General features: G+C 64.4%; 20 protein-coding genes. 9 read left to right on the top strand and 11 right to left on the bottom strand.

The features are described from left to right. Positions 1–17 precede the first annotated feature (17 nt). From AvAM_RS23655 to AvAM_RS23645, 3 genes are read left to right on the top strand one after another with little or no spacing between them, the layout of a single operon-like run. The gene (locus tag AvAM_RS23655; protein ID WP_171012386.1) at positions 18–557 is read left to right on the top strand and encodes a DUF3833 domain-containing protein; all 540 of its coding nucleotides are present in this window, start codon (positions 18–20) and stop codon (positions 555–557) included. Then, entirely contained in the window at positions 554–1336 is a 783-nt protein-coding gene (locus AvAM_RS23650) for an SDR family oxidoreductase (protein WP_137749349.1), read from the top strand. The genes AvAM_RS23655 and AvAM_RS23650 overlap by 4 nt, the downstream gene beginning before the upstream one ends. A 6-nt stretch (positions 1337–1342) precedes the next feature. Next, on the top strand, positions 1343–1798 hold the full coding sequence (locus AvAM_RS23645) for a nuclear transport factor 2 family protein (protein WP_137749348.1): 456 nt from the start codon (positions 1343–1345) through the stop codon (positions 1796–1798). A 15-nt stretch (positions 1799–1813) separates the two neighbouring features. Here the strand turns inward: AvAM_RS23645 and AvAM_RS23640 are convergent, their stop codons facing one another. The 8 genes from AvAM_RS23640 to AvAM_RS23605 all read right to left on the bottom strand — a co-directional run bounded on the left by AvAM_RS23640 (position 1814) and on the right by AvAM_RS23605 (position 9201). Continuing rightward, a complete protein-coding gene (locus tag AvAM_RS23640) occupies positions 1814–2719 on the bottom strand; it encodes a sugar phosphate isomerase/epimerase (RefSeq protein WP_137749347.1) in 906 nt (301 codons plus the stop codon). 15 nt (positions 2720–2734) lie between these two features. After that, positions 2735–3634: a VOC family protein gene (locus AvAM_RS23635; RefSeq protein WP_137749346.1), complete on the bottom strand. Its 900-nt coding sequence runs from the start codon at positions 3632–3634 to the stop codon at positions 2735–2737. Between the two features lie 37 nt (positions 3635–3671). Then, a complete protein-coding gene (locus AvAM_RS23630) occupies positions 3672–4532 on the bottom strand; it encodes a shikimate dehydrogenase (RefSeq protein WP_171012385.1) in 861 nt (286 codons plus the stop codon). A gap of 129 nt (positions 4533–4661) precedes the next feature. Then, the gene (locus AvAM_RS23625) at positions 4662–5666 is read right to left on the bottom strand and encodes a TRAP transporter substrate-binding protein (RefSeq protein ID WP_137749344.1); all 1005 of its coding nucleotides are present in this window, start codon (positions 5664–5666) and stop codon (positions 4662–4664) included. A 55-nt stretch (positions 5667–5721) separates the two neighbouring features. Continuing rightward, positions 5722–7002, bottom strand: a complete 1281-nt coding sequence (locus tag AvAM_RS23620) for a TRAP transporter large permease (protein WP_137749343.1) — start codon at positions 7000–7002, stop codon at positions 5722–5724. Positions 7003–7029: 27 nt separating this feature from the next. Further along, positions 7030–7614: a TRAP transporter small permease gene (locus AvAM_RS23615; protein ID WP_137749342.1), complete on the bottom strand. Its 585-nt coding sequence runs from the start codon at positions 7612–7614 to the stop codon at positions 7030–7032. Positions 7615–7802: 188 nt separating this feature from the next. Next, a complete protein-coding gene (locus tag AvAM_RS23610) occupies positions 7803–8519 on the bottom strand; it encodes a TetR family transcriptional regulator (RefSeq protein WP_137749341.1) in 717 nt (238 codons plus the stop codon). Positions 8520–8586: 67 nt separating this feature from the next. Next, complete coding sequence (locus tag AvAM_RS23605; RefSeq protein ID WP_137749340.1) at positions 8587–9201, bottom strand: glutathione S-transferase N-terminal domain-containing protein; 615 nt, start codon at positions 9199–9201, stop codon at positions 8587–8589. 131 nt (positions 9202–9332) lie between these two features. On the opposite strand from AvAM_RS23605, the gene purB reads away from it, so the two are divergent. Next, a complete protein-coding gene (gene purB / locus AvAM_RS23600; RefSeq protein ID WP_137749339.1) occupies positions 9333–10712 on the top strand; it encodes an adenylosuccinate lyase in 1380 nt (459 codons plus the stop codon). Between the two features lie 80 nt (positions 10713–10792). Next, positions 10793–11353, top strand: a complete 561-nt coding sequence (locus tag AvAM_RS23595) for a YaeQ family protein (RefSeq protein WP_137749338.1) — start codon at positions 10793–10795, stop codon at positions 11351–11353. A gap of 104 nt (positions 11354–11457) precedes the next feature. Here AvAM_RS23595 and AvAM_RS23590 read toward each other — a convergent pair whose 3' ends face one another. After that, a complete protein-coding gene (locus AvAM_RS23590) occupies positions 11458–11763 on the bottom strand; it encodes a DUF2007 domain-containing protein (RefSeq protein WP_137749337.1) in 306 nt (101 codons plus the stop codon). Positions 11764–11817: 54 nt separating this feature from the next. After that, positions 11818–12252 carry a DUF3717 domain-containing protein gene (locus tag AvAM_RS23585; RefSeq protein WP_137749336.1) on the bottom strand — a complete coding sequence of 145 codons (435 nt, stop codon included), beginning with the start codon at positions 12250–12252 and terminating at the stop codon, positions 11818–11820. Between the two features lie 480 nt (positions 12253–12732). Here AvAM_RS23585 and AvAM_RS23580 point away from each other — a divergent pair, with 480 nt between their 5' ends. The 3 genes from AvAM_RS23580 to AvAM_RS23570 all read left to right on the top strand — a co-directional run bounded on the left by AvAM_RS23580 (position 12733) and on the right by AvAM_RS23570 (position 14493). Next, positions 12733–13485 (top strand): TerC family protein, encoded by a 753-nt coding sequence (locus tag AvAM_RS23580; RefSeq protein ID WP_137749335.1) that lies wholly within the window; start codon positions 12733–12735, stop codon positions 13483–13485. 67 nt (positions 13486–13552) lie between these two features. Beyond that, entirely contained in the window at positions 13553–14020 is a 468-nt protein-coding gene (locus AvAM_RS23575) for a hypothetical protein (RefSeq protein ID WP_137749334.1), read from the top strand. Between the two features lie 119 nt (positions 14021–14139). Next, complete coding sequence (locus AvAM_RS23570; RefSeq protein WP_137749333.1) at positions 14140–14493, top strand: phage holin family protein; 354 nt, start codon at positions 14140–14142, stop codon at positions 14491–14493. On the opposite strand, the gene AvAM_RS23565 is transcribed toward AvAM_RS23570, so the two are convergent. Beyond that, entirely contained in the window at positions 14461–15921 is a 1461-nt protein-coding gene (locus AvAM_RS23565) for a M48 family metalloprotease (RefSeq protein WP_249368344.1), read from the bottom strand. The genes AvAM_RS23570 and AvAM_RS23565 overlap by 33 nt on opposite strands. Before the next feature lie 194 nt (positions 15922–16115). On the opposite strand from AvAM_RS23565, the gene moaC reads away from it, so the two are divergent. Further along, the gene (moaC, locus tag AvAM_RS23560; RefSeq protein ID WP_137749331.1) at positions 16116–16613 is read left to right on the top strand and encodes a cyclic pyranopterin monophosphate synthase MoaC; all 498 of its coding nucleotides are present in this window, start codon (positions 16116–16118) and stop codon (positions 16611–16613) included. Positions 16614–17244 lie beyond the last annotated feature (631 nt).

Here is a 17244-nt window from a genome sequence, read left to right as displayed (position 1 = left end):
TTCAAGGGATGCTCAACATGCAAAGACGCCTTCTTCTCTCCGCCGCCGTGGCCGCACCTATGGTCCTGTCGGGCTGCGCCAGCCAGAGCATTGACGGCTACGCCAGCGAAAAACCCGTGCTGGACCTGGCCCAGTATTTCAACGGCAAGATCGACGCGTACGGCATCTTCCAGGACCGCAGCGGCCAGATCGTCAAACGCTTCACCGTGGTGATGGACTGCACCTGGAAGGGCAACGAGGGCGTGCTGGACGAGGCCTTCACCTATTCCGACGGCACCACGCAGCGCCGCATCTGGCGGCTGACCAAACACGCCGACGGCCGCTACACCGGCACCGCCGACGATGTGGTGGGCACGGCCAACGGCCAGACGCGCGGCAACGCCTTCCGCTGGAACTACACGCTGGCCCTGCCCGTGGATGGCAAGGTCTACAACGTGGACCTGGACGACTGGATGTACCTCATCGACGACCGCGTGATGCTCAACCGCGCGACCATGAGCAAGTTCGGCGTGCGGCTGGGCGAAATCACCCTGTCCTTCACCAAGCGCGCACCATGAAACTCAACCCACCCTTGCGCGACTGGAAGGGCCGCCGGGCCTGGCTCATCGGGGCCAGCAGCGGCATAGGCCGGGCCACGGCGGCAGCGCTGCACGCGCGCGGCGCGCAGGTCATCGTCTCGGCCCGGAGCAGCGATGCGCTGAACGCCTTTGTGGTGCAGCACCCCGGCAGCACGGCGCTGGCTTTTGACACGGCCGAACCGGCCCAGGTGCAAGCCGCCGCCGCGCAGGTGCTGGCGGATGGCGCGCCCGACCTGGTGTGCTACTGCGCGGGCTACTACCGCGACATGCGCGCCACCGATTTCGACCTGACCGTGATGCTGCGCCACGAGCAGATCAACTACAACGGCGCACTGCATGTGCTGGCCGCCGTGCTGCCCGCCATGCTCGCCGCCGCGCAGGCAGGGCGGCCGGGGCATGTGAGCCTGATCAGCAGCGTGGCGGGGTTCCGGGGCCTGCCCAAGAGCCTGGCCTACGGGCCCACCAAGGCCGCGCTCATCAACCTGGCCGAGGCGCTGTACCTGGACCTGCACGACCTGGGCCTGGGCGTGAGCGTGATCAACCCGGGCTTTGTGGCCACGCCGCTCACGGCGGGCAACGACTTCACCATGCCTGCGCTCATCTCCCCCGAAGCGGCGGCCGATGAGATCCTGCAAGGCTGGGCTCGGGGGCAGTTCGACATCCACTTTCCCAAGCGCTTCACGCGTGTGATGAAGCTGCTGCGCTTATTGCCGTACCGGTGGTACTTTCCGGCGGTTCGCAAGTTCACGGGACTCTGAGTTTCCATGCAGCCTCCTTACACCGCCCCCGCCACCGAAGAAGCCGTCAAGCGCGTCATTGCGTTTTTTGAGAACCTGTCGCCCGCCGATGTGGCGACCATCGGCCAGTTCTACGCGCCCCAGGCGCGCTTCAAAGACCCGTTCAACGAGGTGGTGGGCGTGCCTGCCATCCAGGGCATCTTTGCCCACATGTTCGAGGCACTGGAGCAGCCGCGTTTTGTGGTCACGGGCCGCGTGGTGCAGGGGCAGCAGTGCTTTTTGACCTGGGACTTTTTGTTCGCGTTCAAAGACTTCCACAAGGGCGTGACGCAGACGGTGCGTGGCGCCTCGCACCTGGTGCTGGACGCCCAAGGCCAAGTGACCTTGCACCGCGACTACTGGGATGCCGCCGAAGAGCTGTACGAGAAGCTGCCCGTGGTGGGCGCGCTGATGCGCTGGCTCAAGAAGCGCGCCAATAGCTGACGGTCCGGGCCTTCATCAGCCCACCGCACGGATGCGCGGATGCCCCGGCAGCGGCACCGCGCGCCGCAGCACGCCTTCGGCCAGCCACAGCGCACTGTTCCACGCCCGTTGCGCCACATAGGGCAGCGGCAGCTGTTGGTAGTCGTCGTTGAAGACTTCAAAGCTGTAGTCGCCCTGGTAGCCCATGCCATCCAGCGTGCGCACCAGCTCGGCCAGCGCCTGGCTGTGTACGCCCTCGCCGGGAAACACGCGAAAGTGCCGCGCAGTCTCGATGCGCTCCTGCACCGTGCGCGTTTCCTGCCACATGAAGTCCGACAGCTGCACGAGGTAGATCTTGGCCGGGTCCACGTCCTCCAGCGCCGAGAGTGGCGTGCTGGTGGCGAACTGGTGGTACGAATCGATGGCCAGGCCCAGGTTGGGGCAGTCGGCCTGCTCCACAGCCGCCCAGGCCTGGTGCACCTCGTTGATGTGGCGGCCCCACGAGAGGCCTTCAAATGCCACGCGGATGCCGTGCGGCAGCGCCAGCAGGGCCAGCTTGCGCAGGTCGCGCGCAATGGCATCGGCGTCGGCCGTGGCGTGTGACGAGGTGGAGCTGCAGGCCAGCAGCACGGGCGCGCCCAGGTCGCGCGCCATCAGGATCATCTGCTTGGCAATGTCCACCTTGTAGCTGTGCAGGTGGCCTGAGAGGCCTTCAAAATCGCGCAGCACCTGAAAGCCCGTCACGCGCAGGCTGCTGTTGCGCACGGCGTGCACGGCGGCTTCGATGCCCTCAGGGTGGCCCACGATGTCGCGCGCGGCCAGCATGATCTGGCCAAAACCTGCGGCCTTGACGGCGGCGAGCTTGGCCTCCAGTGGCCCAGCCAGGCTGATGGTGTCCATGCCGAAATCGGCGACGTTGCGTTGCATGGTGGATCGGCGCATGGGCGGTCTCCAGGCTCAGCGGGCGTCGAGCACCAGCTCAAAGCTGGGCGAGGCCGCATCGGCGCGCGTGAGGGCGCCGCGCGTGCCGGTGTGCACGCCCGTGGGCGACTCCACAAACTCCACGCCCCGCGCACGCAATGCCTGCACGGTGGCCAGCACGTCGGGCGTGCCAAAGGCCACGCGCTGCAGCAGCTCCTCGGGGTCGGCATCCAGCGCATCGACCTGCGGCTCAATCAGTTGCCAGTGCAAAGTGCCGCACGGGCTGGACAGGATGCGGCCGTGGGTGAGCACGCCAAACGACTGGTTGGGCGCCAGCTCGGCAAAGCCGAACAGCTCGCTGTAGAAGTGGATCCAGTCCGCCGCGCGCCCCAGGCCGATGTACTGCACCACGCCGAACAGGTGCAGGCCCTGCAGCGCGGGCGGGCGCGGGTGGACGGTGGGGATGGGCACAAAGTCAACGTCGTAGATGGAGAACTCTTTCCAGCGGTCCACAAAGTAGATGCGGCTTGCGCCCACGCCGTGGATGGCGGGGATGTTCAGCTCCATCACCTCGACCTCGGTGTGCACGGCCCAGGCGCCCAGCTCCAGCACGCGGCGAAACGCTGCGGCGGCATTGCCGACACGGAATGCGACGGCGGCCAGCACGGGGGCTTCGGTGAGCGCGGGCGGCGCATGCAGGCCCGTGCGCTCGGAATCCTGGTGTGCGTTGACGATGATGTTCATGTCGCCCTGGCGGTACAGCAGCACCTCGCGCGAGCGGTGGCGCGCCACGGGCTGAAGACCCATGCGCTCCAGCGCCTGGCCCAGCGCTTGCGGGCGGCTGGTGGCGTATTCGATGAACTCCACGCCCTGCAAGCCCAGGGGGTTGGGCAGTTCGCCCAGCGCTTCGCGGGCGGCCATCATCGGGGTGCTCATGGGTGGGGCTCCTTGTTCGTTGCGGTGGGCGGAGGCATCAGCGGGTGCTGACCAGGCGGCGGAAATGCGCGTCCATGCGTGCGGCATCGGGCGCCTCGCCGGTGAACAGCTCGAACGCGCCCACGGCTTGGCCCACGGCCATGCCGCCGCCGTCCGACACGCGGCAGCCCAGTGCGCGCGCGGCCTGCACCAGCGCGGTGTCGAGCGGGAAATACACCACCTCTGACACCCACATCGCGGGCCTCAGCAGCGCAACGTCCAGCGGCAGGCCGGGCAGCTTGTCCATGCCCGTGGGCGTGGCGTGGATCAGGCCGGTGGCTTGTGCCATGGCCGTTTGGATGTCAACTGCTTCGGCCCGGACTCCGTAGAGTGCGTTCACGTCGGCCGCCAGTTGCGCTGCGCGCTCGGGCTGTGCATCGACAATGCTCAGGTGCTCGGCGCCCAGGCGCAGCACGGCATGGGCAATCGCAGCGCCCGCGCCACCCGCACCCAGCAGCACCACGCGGCGCAGGTCAGCACCGGGCAGCGCGCGGGTAAAGCCCCAGGCCCAGCCCGATCCGTCGGTGTTGTGCCCCACCAGTTGTCCGCCCTGGATGACCACGGTGTTCACGGCGCCCATCGCGCGCGCTTCTTCGGACAGGCTGTCGAGGTGCGGGATCACGGCCTGCTTGCAGGGGTAGGTCACGTTGCAGCCGGCGTAGCCCATGATGCGCGCCGCTGACAACAACGTGGGCAGATGCTCCACCGAGGAGGCCGAGCGGTCCAGGTCAATGAGCTGGTAGTGCAGGCGCATGCCGTGGTGGCGTGCTTCTTCTTCGTGCAGCGCGGGCGACAGCGACTTCTGGATGCCGGCACCGATCAGTCCGATCAGCACCTTGCGGAGGCTAGTGGAAGGCATGGTGGACGTAGGTGTGGTGACCGGGGGATCAAGCAGCTGGGTGCTCATGGGGCAGGCGGGAGACGGGGTGAATGCACGGCCGGTCGTGGCCAGGCCATTGGCAGCCGTGCGGGGAGGGCAGCGTGGGGCTTACTTGCCGCCGCGCAGCTTGGCCAGCGTGGCGTAGACCTCTTTCACCGTCTCAGCGCCCACTTTTTCGCTGTGCTTTTCGACCACGGGTTTCACCTTGGCGCGCAGCTTGTCCAGCTCGGCAGGCGAGAACTCGGACACCTGCATGCCGGTCTTCTTGAGGTCTTCCAGCGCCACATTGGCCTGCACGCGCGACACACCGCGCTGGAAGGTTGTGGCCTCGGCCATGGCGTCGGTAAGCGCCTTTTGGTCAGCAGGGTTCAGGCTGTCCCAGAACTTCTTGCTCACGATCACGGCCTGGGGGTTGTACATGTGGCGCGTCACGGTCAGGTACTTCTGCACCTCCGCAAACTTGGACGACAGGATGGTGGAAAACGGGTTCTCCTGGCCGTCCACGGCCTTCTGCTCCATGGCCGTGTACAGCTCAGGGAAGGGCATCGGCACGGCATTGGCGCCCAGCGCGTTGAACATGTCGATGTAGATGGGCGACTGGATCACGCGGATCTTGAGGCCTGCAATGTCTTCAGCCTTGGTGATGGGGCGCTTGCTGTTGGTGAGGTTGCGAAAGCCCAGCTCCCAATAACCCAGGCCCACCAGGTTCTTGGCCTGCAGCTTGTCGAGCAGCTTCTTGCCGAAGGGACCATCCGTCACGGCATCGGCCTCTTGGGGCGTAGCGAACAGGAAGGGGAAGTCGTAGATGCCGAATTCCTTGGCCTGGGCCGACAGAATGCCCGCGTTGAGCACCGTCATCTCCACCGTGCCACCTTGCAGCGCCGACACGGTCTGCAGGTCGCCGCCCAGCGTGCCGCCAGGGAAGAGCTTCACGGCAATGCGGCCGTTGGTCTTGGCCGCCACCAGGTCGGCAAACTTCTGCGCGCCCTGGGCTTGCGGGTGGTCCTTCTGGTTCTGGAAGGCGAACTTGATGGTGCGCTCCTGCGCGTGCGCAGCGGGCAGCAGCGATGCGGCGACGAGGGCCGTGGCGAGCAGGGTTTTGAGCAGCTTCATGGGATGGTCTCCTTGGTTTTTGGGCAGGCAGAAACGGTAGGCGCGAGAGGGAGGGTCAGCCCCCCAGCAGGCGCAAGGGCACGAGAACGATGGACGGGAACAGAACCAGCAGGAACATAACGATGAACTGCGCCACCATGAACGGCATGACACCCCGGGTGACCTGCGACATGGAAATGCGGCCCACCCCGGCCACCACATTGAGCACGGTGCCCACGGGTGGTGTGATGAGGCCAATGGCGTTGTTGATGATGAACAGCACGCCAAAGTAGACCGGGTCGATGCCCGCAGCCTTCACCACCGGCATCAACACGGGAGTGAGGATGAGGATGGTGGGTGTCATGTCCATCGCGGTACCCACCACCATCACCAGCACCATGATGGCGATCAGCAGCAGCGTCTGGTTGCCCATGAAAGGCTCCAGCATGCCGATGACAGCGGACGGAAGATCGGCCACGGTGATGAGCCAGGCCGACACCATGGCAGCCGCGACCAGGAACATGACCACGGCACTGGTGCGTGCGGAAGTCTGGAAGATCTCCACCAGCTGGCGCAGGGTCAGCTCGCGGTACACCACCATCGCGACAAACAGCGAGTAGACGGCGGCCACCACGGCGGCTTCTGTCGGCGTGAACACCCCCATGCGCAGGCCCACCAGGATGATGATGGGCAGGCCCAGTGCCCACACGGCCTCGCGCAGCGCCAGCAGCAGCTCGCCGCGCGTGGCGCGCTTCGGTGGCGCCACATCCTCGCGGCGCACGAGCCACCACCATGTCCCGGCCAACGAGAGCCCCAACAGTACGCCCGGCACAATGCCCGCCAGGAACAGCTTGCTGATGGACACGTTGGCGGCCACACCAAAGATCACAAAACCGATGGACGGCGGGATGACCGGAGCGATGATCCCGGCGGAGGCAATCAGGCCTGCCGACCGCTCCTTGTTGTGCCCAGCCGCCACCATCATCGGCAGCAGGAGCGACGCCAAGGCCGCCGCATCCGCCACGGCCGAGCCGGACACAGCTGCCAGGATCACAGCCGCCATGATGGCCACATAGCCCAGGCCACCGGGGACATGGCCCACCATGGTGAGCGCCAGCTTCACGATGCGCTTGGACAGCCCCCCCACATTCATGATCTCGCCCGCCAGCATGAAGAAAGGCACGGCCAGCAGCGGAAAACTGTCCGCGCCGTTGATCACGTTCTGCGCCAGGATTTGTGCGTCGAACAGGTCCAGATGCCACATCAGCGCCACACCGCAGATCAGCAGCGCGTAAGCGATGGGGACGCCGATCGCCATGGCAAGCAAAAGGGAGCCCAGGAAGATGGTGACGGTCATGGTGCGCGTTCCAGTGCAAAAGGGGGATCAGCGGCGCGGGCCTGCCGAGGGAGGGGTTGCACTGGCGTCTTCCGTGCGGTGTTGCAGCGCTGCGAGTTCTTCGCTTTCCTGCACCATGACCAGTTCGTTTTCGCTCAGCGGCACAAAGAGTGTGCGCAGCAGATCACGCAGCAGGATGGCAATGGCGGACCCGCCCATGAGCACACCGCTGGCGTAGAAGATGCCCACCGATGCCCCCGTGACCGGTGCTTCGGTGTCGGCATTGATCACCATCTGCGCCCAGCTGCCCTTGAGCAGCAGCCAGGAGACATACAGCATGGCGATCTGTGCGAGAACCAGGCAGACCTTCTTGCCCGCCGCAGGCAGGCGGGACACCAGCACATCGGTGCCCAGGTGTCCATGCTCCCGCAAAGCCACCACGGCTCCCATGAAGGTCAGCCACACGAACAACCAGCGCGACAGCTCTTCGGACACCGTAATGCCCGAATTCACGGTGTAGCGCAACACCACGTTGCCAAACACCAGCACCACCATGATGGCCAGGCACAGGCCGGAAAGCATGTCGAGTGCGCGGGTGTATCGCCCGAGCCAGCGGTCGGCCAGTGCAAACATGGTGTCTCCAGTCGTTATCGGTTGCTGTTCTTAAATTTTGTACGAACTGGTTAGTATTTGATCTAGGTGCAAACCCTGCATGCGTGGTCATGGCAGGGCGCCGCCACGCCAGGGGCGCACGCAGGGTGCCGACGAAGGGGGGGATGACTGTGTGGCGCGGGCGTCGGTGCGCGCACGCGCCAGGCGGATCAGGGCCGCAGGAAGCGCACGATCATCTCGATGATCGATTCACGGCGTTGCGCCGTGGCGGCGGGGGTGTCGAGCGAGCGCTTGAAGATCGCGCCAAAGGTGTGGCGGTTGGCCACATTGAAAAAACACAGGGCCGAGATCGACATGTGCAGATCGACCGGATCCACATCCGGACGAAAAACCCCCGCAGCCACGCCACGCTGGTACACGTCACGCACGGCATGGATGACCGGGATGTTGAGTTCCTGGATGGTGGTGGACTGGCTGATGAACTCGCCCCGGTGCATGTTCTCGTTCATCACCAGGCGGATGAAGTCGGGGTTGGCGAGCTGGTAGTCCACCGTGAAACCCACCAGGGTGCGCAGGGCCTGCTCGGGCGCGAGGTCTTCGAGGTGCAGTTCCGACTCAATGCGCCGGATGCGCCGGTAGGCATCCTCCAGCACCGCCACATACAGACCTTCCTTGCTACCGAAGTAGTAGTAGATCATGCGTTTGCTGGTGCTGGTCAGCGCGGCAATCTCATCGATGCGCGCCCCAGCCAGGCCCTTGTCGGCAAACTCGGCCGTGGCCACCTGCAAGATGTTGGCCATCGTGCGGTCGGGGTCGTTGATGCGCACGCGGTCGGCCCCTGGGGTGGACGCAGCATCACGGGCGGCACGCTGCCGCGTAGCCCGTGTGCCAGATGCCTTCGAAGAGTTTTGAACCATTTCGTTCATAAGCACCCGAGCATACGGCAAGCCCGCCGTGGGGGCTTTACCCAACCTGGGCTGCCATGCTGGCCGCTCAGGACGGTTTGGTGTCGGCGAAGCTCGGGCGCAGCATCAGCTTGTCGAGCAGCTTGCCCAGGTTGGGGTACTCGCTGCGCCAAGCTATCTCGGGAAAGCGGAACTCCAGCCAGCCGAGGGCGCAGCCCACGGCGATGTCGGACAGGCTCAGGTGAATGCCACTGCAGTAGGGCTTGTCGCCCAGGCCCTGGCTCATGGACTTGAGCCCGTCGTTCACCTTGATCAACTGGCGGTCAATCCAGGCCTGGCTGCGTTCGCTGTCCTTGCGGTGGGCCCAGGTGGCTTCCAGGCGGGCCAGGATGCCGGCATCCATCACGCCGTCGGCCAGGGCTTCCCAGGTCTTGACCTCGGCACGTTCGCGGCCTTGCGACGGGATCAGTTTGCCCACGGGCGAGAGGGTGTCCAGGTATTCGACGATCACGCGCGAGTCAAAAACGGCTTCGCCGCCTTCCATGACCAGGCAGGGCACCTTGCCCAGCGGGTTGGAGGTGGCAATGTGGGTGTCGTCTGCCCAGACGTTTTCTTGCACGAACTGGTAGTCGAGCTTTTTCTCAGCCATCACGATACGTACCTTGCGCACGTAAGGGCTGGTGGTGGCTCCGATCAATTTCATGGTGTGTCTTCCAGTGCGCGGGGATGCTGAACAATTCGGGTTTGATTCTATCGACAGCGACCCGGCATGAGGCTGACTGATGCGCCGCCCCCACAAACCCCGCCGACCCACCCCGCCTACAATTGCGCGCCATGAGCCTGTCTACCATCACTGCCCTGTCGCCGCTTGACGGCCGTTACGCCACTAAACTTGCTGCCCTGCGCCCGATCATGAGCGAGCATGGCTACATGCACCGCCGCGTGCAGGTGGAGGTGGCCTGGTTCATTGCGCTCTCGGATGCGGGTTTTGCTGAATTCAAGCCCCTCACCACAGGAGCGCGCGCTTACTTGCTGGGCCTGGTCAAGAACTTCTCCGAAGCCGATGCCGCCGCCATCAAGGAAATCGAAAAGACCACCAACCACGACGTGAAGGCGGTCGAATACTGGATCAAGAGCAAGTTCGAAGCCCGCCCCGAGCTGGAAAAGGCCTCCGAATTCGTGCACTTTGCCTGCACCAGCGAAGACATCAACAACACCAGCCACGCGCTGCAACTGCGCTCCGGCCGCGACCAGGTCGTGCTGCCGGGCCTGGACCGCATCGTGCTCAAGCTGCGCGAAATGGCGCACGCCTTTGCCGACGTGCCCATGCTCAGCCGCACCCACGGCCAGACCGCCAGCCCCACCACCGTGGGCAAGGAAATGGCCAACGTGGTGATGCGCCTGCAGACGGCCTGCGAGAAGATCGCCGCCGTCAAGATCATGGGCAAGATGAACGGCGCCGTGGGGAACTACAACGCCCACCTGTCTGCCTGGCCCGAGTTTGACTGGGAAGCCTTCAGCAAGAAGGTCATCGAAACGCCCGAGCCCCTGGGCCTGGGCCTGACCTTCCAGCCCTACTCGATCCAGATCGAGCCGCACGACTACATGGCCGAGCTGTTCGACGCCGTGGCCCGTGCCAACACCATCCTGATCGATCTGTCGCGCGACATCTGGGGCTATGTAAGCCTGGGCTACTTCAAGCAGCGCCTGAAGGCCGGCGAGATCGGTTCGAGCACCATGCCGCACAAGGTCAACCCCATCGACTTCGAGAACGCCGAAGGCAACCTGGGCTTGGCCAATGCGCTGCTCAAGCACCTGTCCGAAAAGCTGCCTGTCAGCCGCTGGCAGCGTGACCTGACCGACAGCACCGTGCTGCGCAACATGGGCGTGGCCCTGGGCTACGCCACGCTGGCCTATGCCTCGCTGCTCACCGGCCTGAACAAGCTCGAAATCAACGAAGAAAACCTGGCCGAAGACCTGGACGCCGCGTGGGAAGTGCTGGCCGAGCCCATCCAGACCGTGATGCGCCGTTTTGGCGTTCAGGGCGCCTACGAAAAGCTCAAGGAAGTGACCCGTGGCAAGACCGTGACGGCCGAGGCGCTGCACGGCCTGATCCAGTCACTGGAGATTCCCCAGGCTGAAAAGGACCGCCTGCTGGCCATGACGCCCGGCAGCTATGTGGGCAAGGCAGCCGAGTTGGCACGCCGGGTCTGACCGCAGCTTTTTCAAGCTTCTTTGGCCGCTAGCGCTTGTCTGTCAAGCACTAGCGGCTATCTATTTTGTAGCGAGGCTGCATGGCCATCAAATCCACCATCTTCAAGGCGAACCTTCAGATCGCCGACATCGACCATGGCTACTACGCTGACCATGCGCTTACCCTGGCACGCCACCCCAGCGAGACGGACGAGCGCATGATGGTCCGGCTGGCCGCCTTGGCCATCCAGGCGCACCAGCTCAACGACCTGTGCAACGGCGACGGCACGCTGGCGTTTGGCGCGGGCCTGTCGGACCCGGATGACCCGGATGCATCGCTCACCGACTTCACCGGACGCAAGCGCGTGTGGGTCGAAGTGGGCCAGCCCGAGGACAAGCCGCTGACCAAGGCCTGCAGCAAGGCCGACTCCGTGATCGTCTACTGCTTCAACCACGCTTCGGAAATCTGGTGGAAGGGCATCGAAAGCAAGCTCTCGCGCCTGGACAAGCTGCAGGTCTGGCGCATTCCCACCGAGGCATCCCAGGCCCTGGCCCAGCTGGCCGAGCGCAGCATGCAGCTGCAGGCCACGGTGCAGGAGGGGGCCATCACACTGAGCAGCACCCAGGGCAGTGTGCATGTGGAGCCTGTGCGCTGGAAGTAGATTCTTGAGTAAAAAAGGCCGTTTCCGCCTGATAGGTATACCTTTTTAGCTATCAAATCAGGAGTGATTGGTTAGCTGTCTGCCCGCCCAGACGTGAGCGGGCCTCAGTCGCGTGGCATGAGTGCGCCACACTGCCAGCACTGTTCGAAGCCACCTTCCACAATTTCGCCGCAGCGGCAGGCCCAGTGGCGCTGGGGCAGGGTCTGCAATTCCTGCAACAGGGCGCGTGCGCGGGTGGCGTGTTCTTCGCAATCCAGCCAGATCTCGGGCAGGCACTGGTCGGGCGGCAGGTGCCCCGCAGCGGCACCCAGGTATTGCCGCTGTACCGACGCCGCCATACCCGCCTCACAGAGCAGGTCGGCCCACAGCGTGGCGATGGCAATGTTCGGGGCTTGGGTCAGGCGCAGCATGGCTCCACCATAGCGGCTGCGGGGGGCGGCGTACAGCCCCCGTCCTTGCTGGTTTCAGGGCGCGGGCGCTTGTGGCGCTGAGGCGCCCTCGGCAGCACGCTCAGCATAACGATTGAAGCGCCACGCAGAATGTTCCATGGTGATGCGGCGCCACACCACCCGCTTTTCAGCAGGGCTCAGGGACGGCCAGTGCTGCACTTCTTCGAAGGTGCGGCCGCAGCCTTTGCACAGATCGTCTCCCTGGCTGGTGGAGCAGATGGCGATGCAGGGGGTGTCGGGGGTGGTGTCGTACCAGACCAGCCATGCGGCCAGCGCGTGGGCAGGCAGGTCGTTTTCGTCGATAGTGGTCTGGCGGTGGTAGACCATCAGCGCATACGCTTCCCCCAGGGCCTCGATCTCGGGCGCCAGTGCAACGCCGTCCGGCGACGGCGCGCGGTGGCGCCAGTGGTTGATGGCGGCTTCGATGTCGGTGATGTGGATGGCGGCCATGAAGGGGCGGGACACAAGGGGGCTGGATCATAGCCGCCCGGGCGTGGTATGCGGGCTGTGGTGTTATCTGCCCCATCCCCTGCGCGCCACGACGGACATACGCAGTAACCACAACATGCCGACCCTTGCGTGGCTGCGCTGGCGATGTTCCAATCGAAGGCTCGAAGGGGAGTAGCTCCCGACTTGCATTGCAGCGGGGCCACGCCCTCGTGTTCGCAGTGCAGGGCATCGGATTCGTCGTCAATACGAAGCATTGCTTCCGGCGTTCCGGGTTCCACGCACATGTCCATGTGCGGAACTGAGCAAGACCTTTGATGGGCCCGCTGTGGGCTGATCAAGGCTGCCTCTTCGTGCGCCGCGCCCCCGCCGCGTGGCTGCAAGTCCCTGATCCTCCGACCGCAGGCCCTCTATCCCTGGGATGGACTCGGCGCTACAGTGGCGGCGAGATCCTCCCTTCGCGCTACTGATACAGAGGAATTTATGGACTTTTTGGCATCGCCCGAATTCTGGCTCGCACTGGGCCAGATCATCATCATCGACATCCTGCTGGGTGGCGATAACGCTGTGGTCATTGCGCTGGCTTGCCGCAAGCTGCCCCCTGCACAGCGCACCAAGGGCATCATCTGGGGCACGGCCGGTGCCATTGTGCTGCGCGTGATCCTGATCGCGTTTGCGATGACGCTACTGGCGCTGCCCTTCCTCAAGTTTGTGGGCGCGATCCTGCTGGTGTGGATTGGTGTCAAGCTGCTGGCCCCGGATGAAGAAGGCCATGGCGACGTGCAGGGCAGCGACAAGCTGCTGGCGGCCATCAAGACCATCATCGTGGCCGACCTGGTGATGAGCGTGGACAACGTGATCGCCATTGCCGGTGCTGCGCAGAACGCGGGCGAACACCAGTTCCTGCTGGTGGTGCTGGGCCTGTTGATCTCCATCCCGATCATCGTCTGGGGCAGCCAGTTGGTCATCAAGCTCATGGAGCGTTTCCCGATGATCATCACGCTGGGCGGCATGCTGCTGGGCTGGATCGCGGGTGGCATGCTGGTCACTGACCCTGCCCTGGCCAACCCTGACAAGTGGCAGTGGATGCTGAAGATGCCGCTGGACGCTTCTGGCGATGTGCTCGACACGGTCAAGTACGGTGCCAGCGTGGCCGGTGCGTTGCTGGTGCTGGCGGCTGGGAAGTTCATTCTTTCGCGCCGAGGCGCTGCGGCACCTGCCGAACAGCAGCACTGATCTGATCGATGGCCCCGCAGGTGTGTTCCTTGCACACCGGGGCCTTGTGGCTTACACAGGAGGTGGTATGGACAGAGTCATCGTGTACGTGGACGACGCAGCGTATGCCCAGCAGGTGCTAGCGCCCCTGTTTGCCCGTGCGCCGATGGCGCAGACCCAGTGGGTGCTGGTGGCCTGTGCGCCGCGCATGACCCACCGCATCAGCAAATGGGTCAGCCACAGCGCCCGTGAAAACTGGCGCACCAAGTGGGCAGACAAGCTGTTTGCCCAGATTCTCCCCGTCCTGCGGGCCCCCGCGAACAGCGTGACCACCGTGGTTGCCAAGGGGCCCTTGGTGGAGCTGACGGAGCAGTTGCAGGCCGCCCAACCCTCTGCCGCCCAGGTCGTGGATGCCCGCCGCCCCAAGTCGGAAGCCCCAGAGGACGGGGCGCAAGGCCAGGCGACGGGCCGCCGCTGGCCCACCCCCAGGCCGGGCACCCTGATGGGCAGCTTGCTTACCGGTTTTGGCACCCTGTGGGTGCTGGCGCTGGAGTGACCGGGCGCCATGGTGCGCCACAAGGACACGCCTGCCTCTCGTGGGTCGGGCGATAGGTGATCAAAAAAGGGCCTGTAGGGCCCTTTTTCTTGCCCGCTGGCCGGTGCTATTCTTTGGCCATGAAACTTCTTCTCAAATGGCTGCTCAGCGCAGCCGCGCTGTTGTTCGTGGCGTACATCTACAGTGGCGTCGAGGTGAAAAGCTTTTCCTCGGCGTTGATCGCGGCCTTCGTGATCGGCTTGTTCAATGTGGTCCTGCGGCCGGTGCTGGTGGTGCTGACACTGCCGGTCACCATCGTGACCGTGGGGCTCTTCTTGTTCGTCATCAACGCACTGATGTTCTGGGCAGCCGCCAGCGTGCTTGACGGCTTCCATGTCACCGGGTTTGGCGCAGCCCTGTTGGGCTCGCTCATTTACTCTGTGTTGGGCGTACTGATCGAATCAGCGCTCGGCGGCCTGTTCACGAAGAAGTGACTCCATGGCGCGCAGCCGGGTGTCGATGATGGACGCTTCAATGTGGTCCGCCGCCGCACCACCACGGCGGGCCATATCCTGGCCTGCCTTGAACCGGTCCACCGCCGCAGCGTAGTCATACCGCGCAGCATGGGCCTCGGCCTCCGCGCGGATGGCGCGCAGGCCCTGGTTCTGGGCTTGCCACAATGCAGCCAGCAGGAGCCATGCGCTGGCGTCTTTGGGATGGCTGGACACCCAGGTTTGCAGTGGACCCGTTCCCGTGGCTGCCTGGCCGGCCTTGAGCAAGGCTTGGCTGCGCAGCAACAGCTCCGGCCTGCGCGTGCTGGCGCCCTGGGCTTCTGGCAGTGCGGCCATCGCCGCTGCTGCATCGCCAGTGGTCAGCTCGATCTCTGCACGCAACAAGCGCACAAGGCGCAGCGCGGCAGGGTCGGACTGGACCAGTGCTTCGAGCTTCAGCGCGGTAGATCGCGCGCCCCCCATGTCACGCAGCTGCAGGCCCCCGAGGGCAGCGGCGTACAACGCTGCCGCGCGTCGCTGCAGCGGCTGGCCAGCGAACCCGATGCCCTGGGGCTCATTGACCCATTGGCGCAAGGTGTCCACCCCGGGGTTGGAGAGCACCCGCGCGCGGGCGGCCACTAAAGCATGGTCCAAGGAGGTGGGTGCGGTTGGGCCTGAACTGCTGCCAGGCGGATTGCGCGATTGCATGTCTGCCATGCGCTCGCTGGTCAATGGATGGCTGCGCAGATAGGGCCACGAGCCATTGTCATTGAGCCGATTGGCCTGCTGCAGCTTGTCAAACATGCTCACAAAGCCTTGGGGCGCAAACCCCGCCGGTGCCATCAGCCCGTAGCCGATGCGGTCCGCCTCGCGCTCCATGTCGCGCGAGAAGTTGAGCTGGTTCTGCATCGCCAGGGCCTGCCCTCCCACCACCAGGGCTTGCGTGGCGCCAGGGTTCTTGCTGGCGGCCAGCGCGCCCAGCACCAGTGCGCCCAGCAGCAGTGGGGTCTGTTTGCTCTGCTGCGTGATCAGGCGTGAGATGTGGCGCTGGGTGACATGGCTGAGTTCGTGGGCGAGCACGGATGCGAGTTCATCGCGTGTTGTTACCACCCCCACCAGGCCCAGGTGCACCCCCAGGTAACCGCCAGGCAACGCAAACGCGTTCACCGTGCGATCCCGCCCCAGCAGGATCTCCCAAGCGAAGCGCTCGTCCAGCTCGCCAGAAAGTTCACCCCGCGCCTTGGCTGCAGCCATCAGCGGCTGCCATATGCCCTGCACATAGTCTGCAATGACGGGGTCGTCGATATAGTCGGGATCCCTGTACAGCTCCCGGATGATGCGATCGCCCAGGCGACGCTCGGCGCTGGTGGTGAGGTCGCTGCTTTCGCCTAGCGTAGGCAGCGGGGACTGCGCATTGGCTGGTAGTACCAACCATATTGCTATAAATAATATAGCAATATGAGCCCGTCTGACGCGCACAAAGGGCGAAAAAAGACAGAAATCAGCAAGAAGATGGTGCCGGGGCAAGACGGCAAGCCCCCGTGGCCAAAAGCAGTTCCGCATGTCCGTATGATGCCCTGAGCCGCCGATTGTTTCGCAACAACTCCTACTACCAGTACTCCGCTATGTCCTCTCTCACCCATTTCGACGCCCAAGGCCAAGCCCATATGGTGGATGTGGGCGCTAAACCCGCCACCCACCGCATCGCAGTGGCGACCGGCCGTATCGAGATGCAGCCGGCAACGCTTGCCATCATAGAAAGCGGCACAGCCAAAAAAGGAGACGTGCTTGGCATCGCGCGCATCGCGGGCATCATGGCCGCGAAGAAGACAAGTGAATTGATTCCACTATGCCACCCCCTGGCGCTGACCCGGGTGGCTGTGGAATTCGAGTTACTACATGCCGACAGTGCGGTTCAATGCACTGCTACCGTGGAGACCATGGGGCCGACCGGGGTCGAAATGGAGGCGTTGACGGCAGTGCAGGTTGTTTTGCTAACTGTTTTTGATATGTGCAAAGCGGTTGATAGAGGTATGGCGATTCATGGTGTCCGCGTGACGGAGAAGAGTGGTGGAAAGTCTGGTACGTGGCGAGCGAGTGATAGTGGGCGATCTCAATTCTGAAGTGCAACCCCACCATTGAGACTCTGTGAATGGTAGCGCCCTGGCGCTGCGCAATGGCCTGCATGAACTGCTGAAATGCTTTGTACGGCGATTTTCAGTCTAGCGTCTGGCGAGGCCGGTTGTTCATCAGATCGGCAATGGAGTCCGAGGCCTCTTGATCATGTGTGCCCAGATCCGTACCCTTGGGTAGGAACTGGCGCAGCAACCCACTCGTGTTCTCGCAACTGCCCCGCTGCCAGGGGCTGTACGGATCACAGAAGTACGCCCGCATGCCCGCGTGGCTTGGGCCAACTCCCGATGGCGCGCCATTTCCTTGCCCTGGTCGTAGCTGAGCGTCTGGCGCAAGGGCTGCGCCACTTGGCTGAGCTTGACCGTGAAGGCGGCCAATGCCGACTCGGCCGTGGCATCGGGCATAAGGCGCAGCAGCACACCGGGCGCGTGCTGCGCTCGACCAGCACACCCACGGCAGACTGATTGTTGGCGCCCTTGATCAAATCACCCTCCCAATGCCCTGGCATCAGCCAATCGTTGACTTCGGGGGGGGCGCACGTGGATGCTGACCATCTCGGGAAGCTACCCACAACGCTCTTGTCCTGCCGGGCGAGGGCGACACCGCTGCGGCCCCAGCGCG

The organism is Acidovorax sp. NB1, assembly GCF_005405905.1.
Lineage (GTDB): Bacteria > Pseudomonadota > Gammaproteobacteria > Burkholderiales > Burkholderiaceae_C > Acidovorax.
Note: the sequence above shows the minus strand (reverse complement) of the source record. Positions and strands in the feature narration are given on the sequence as shown.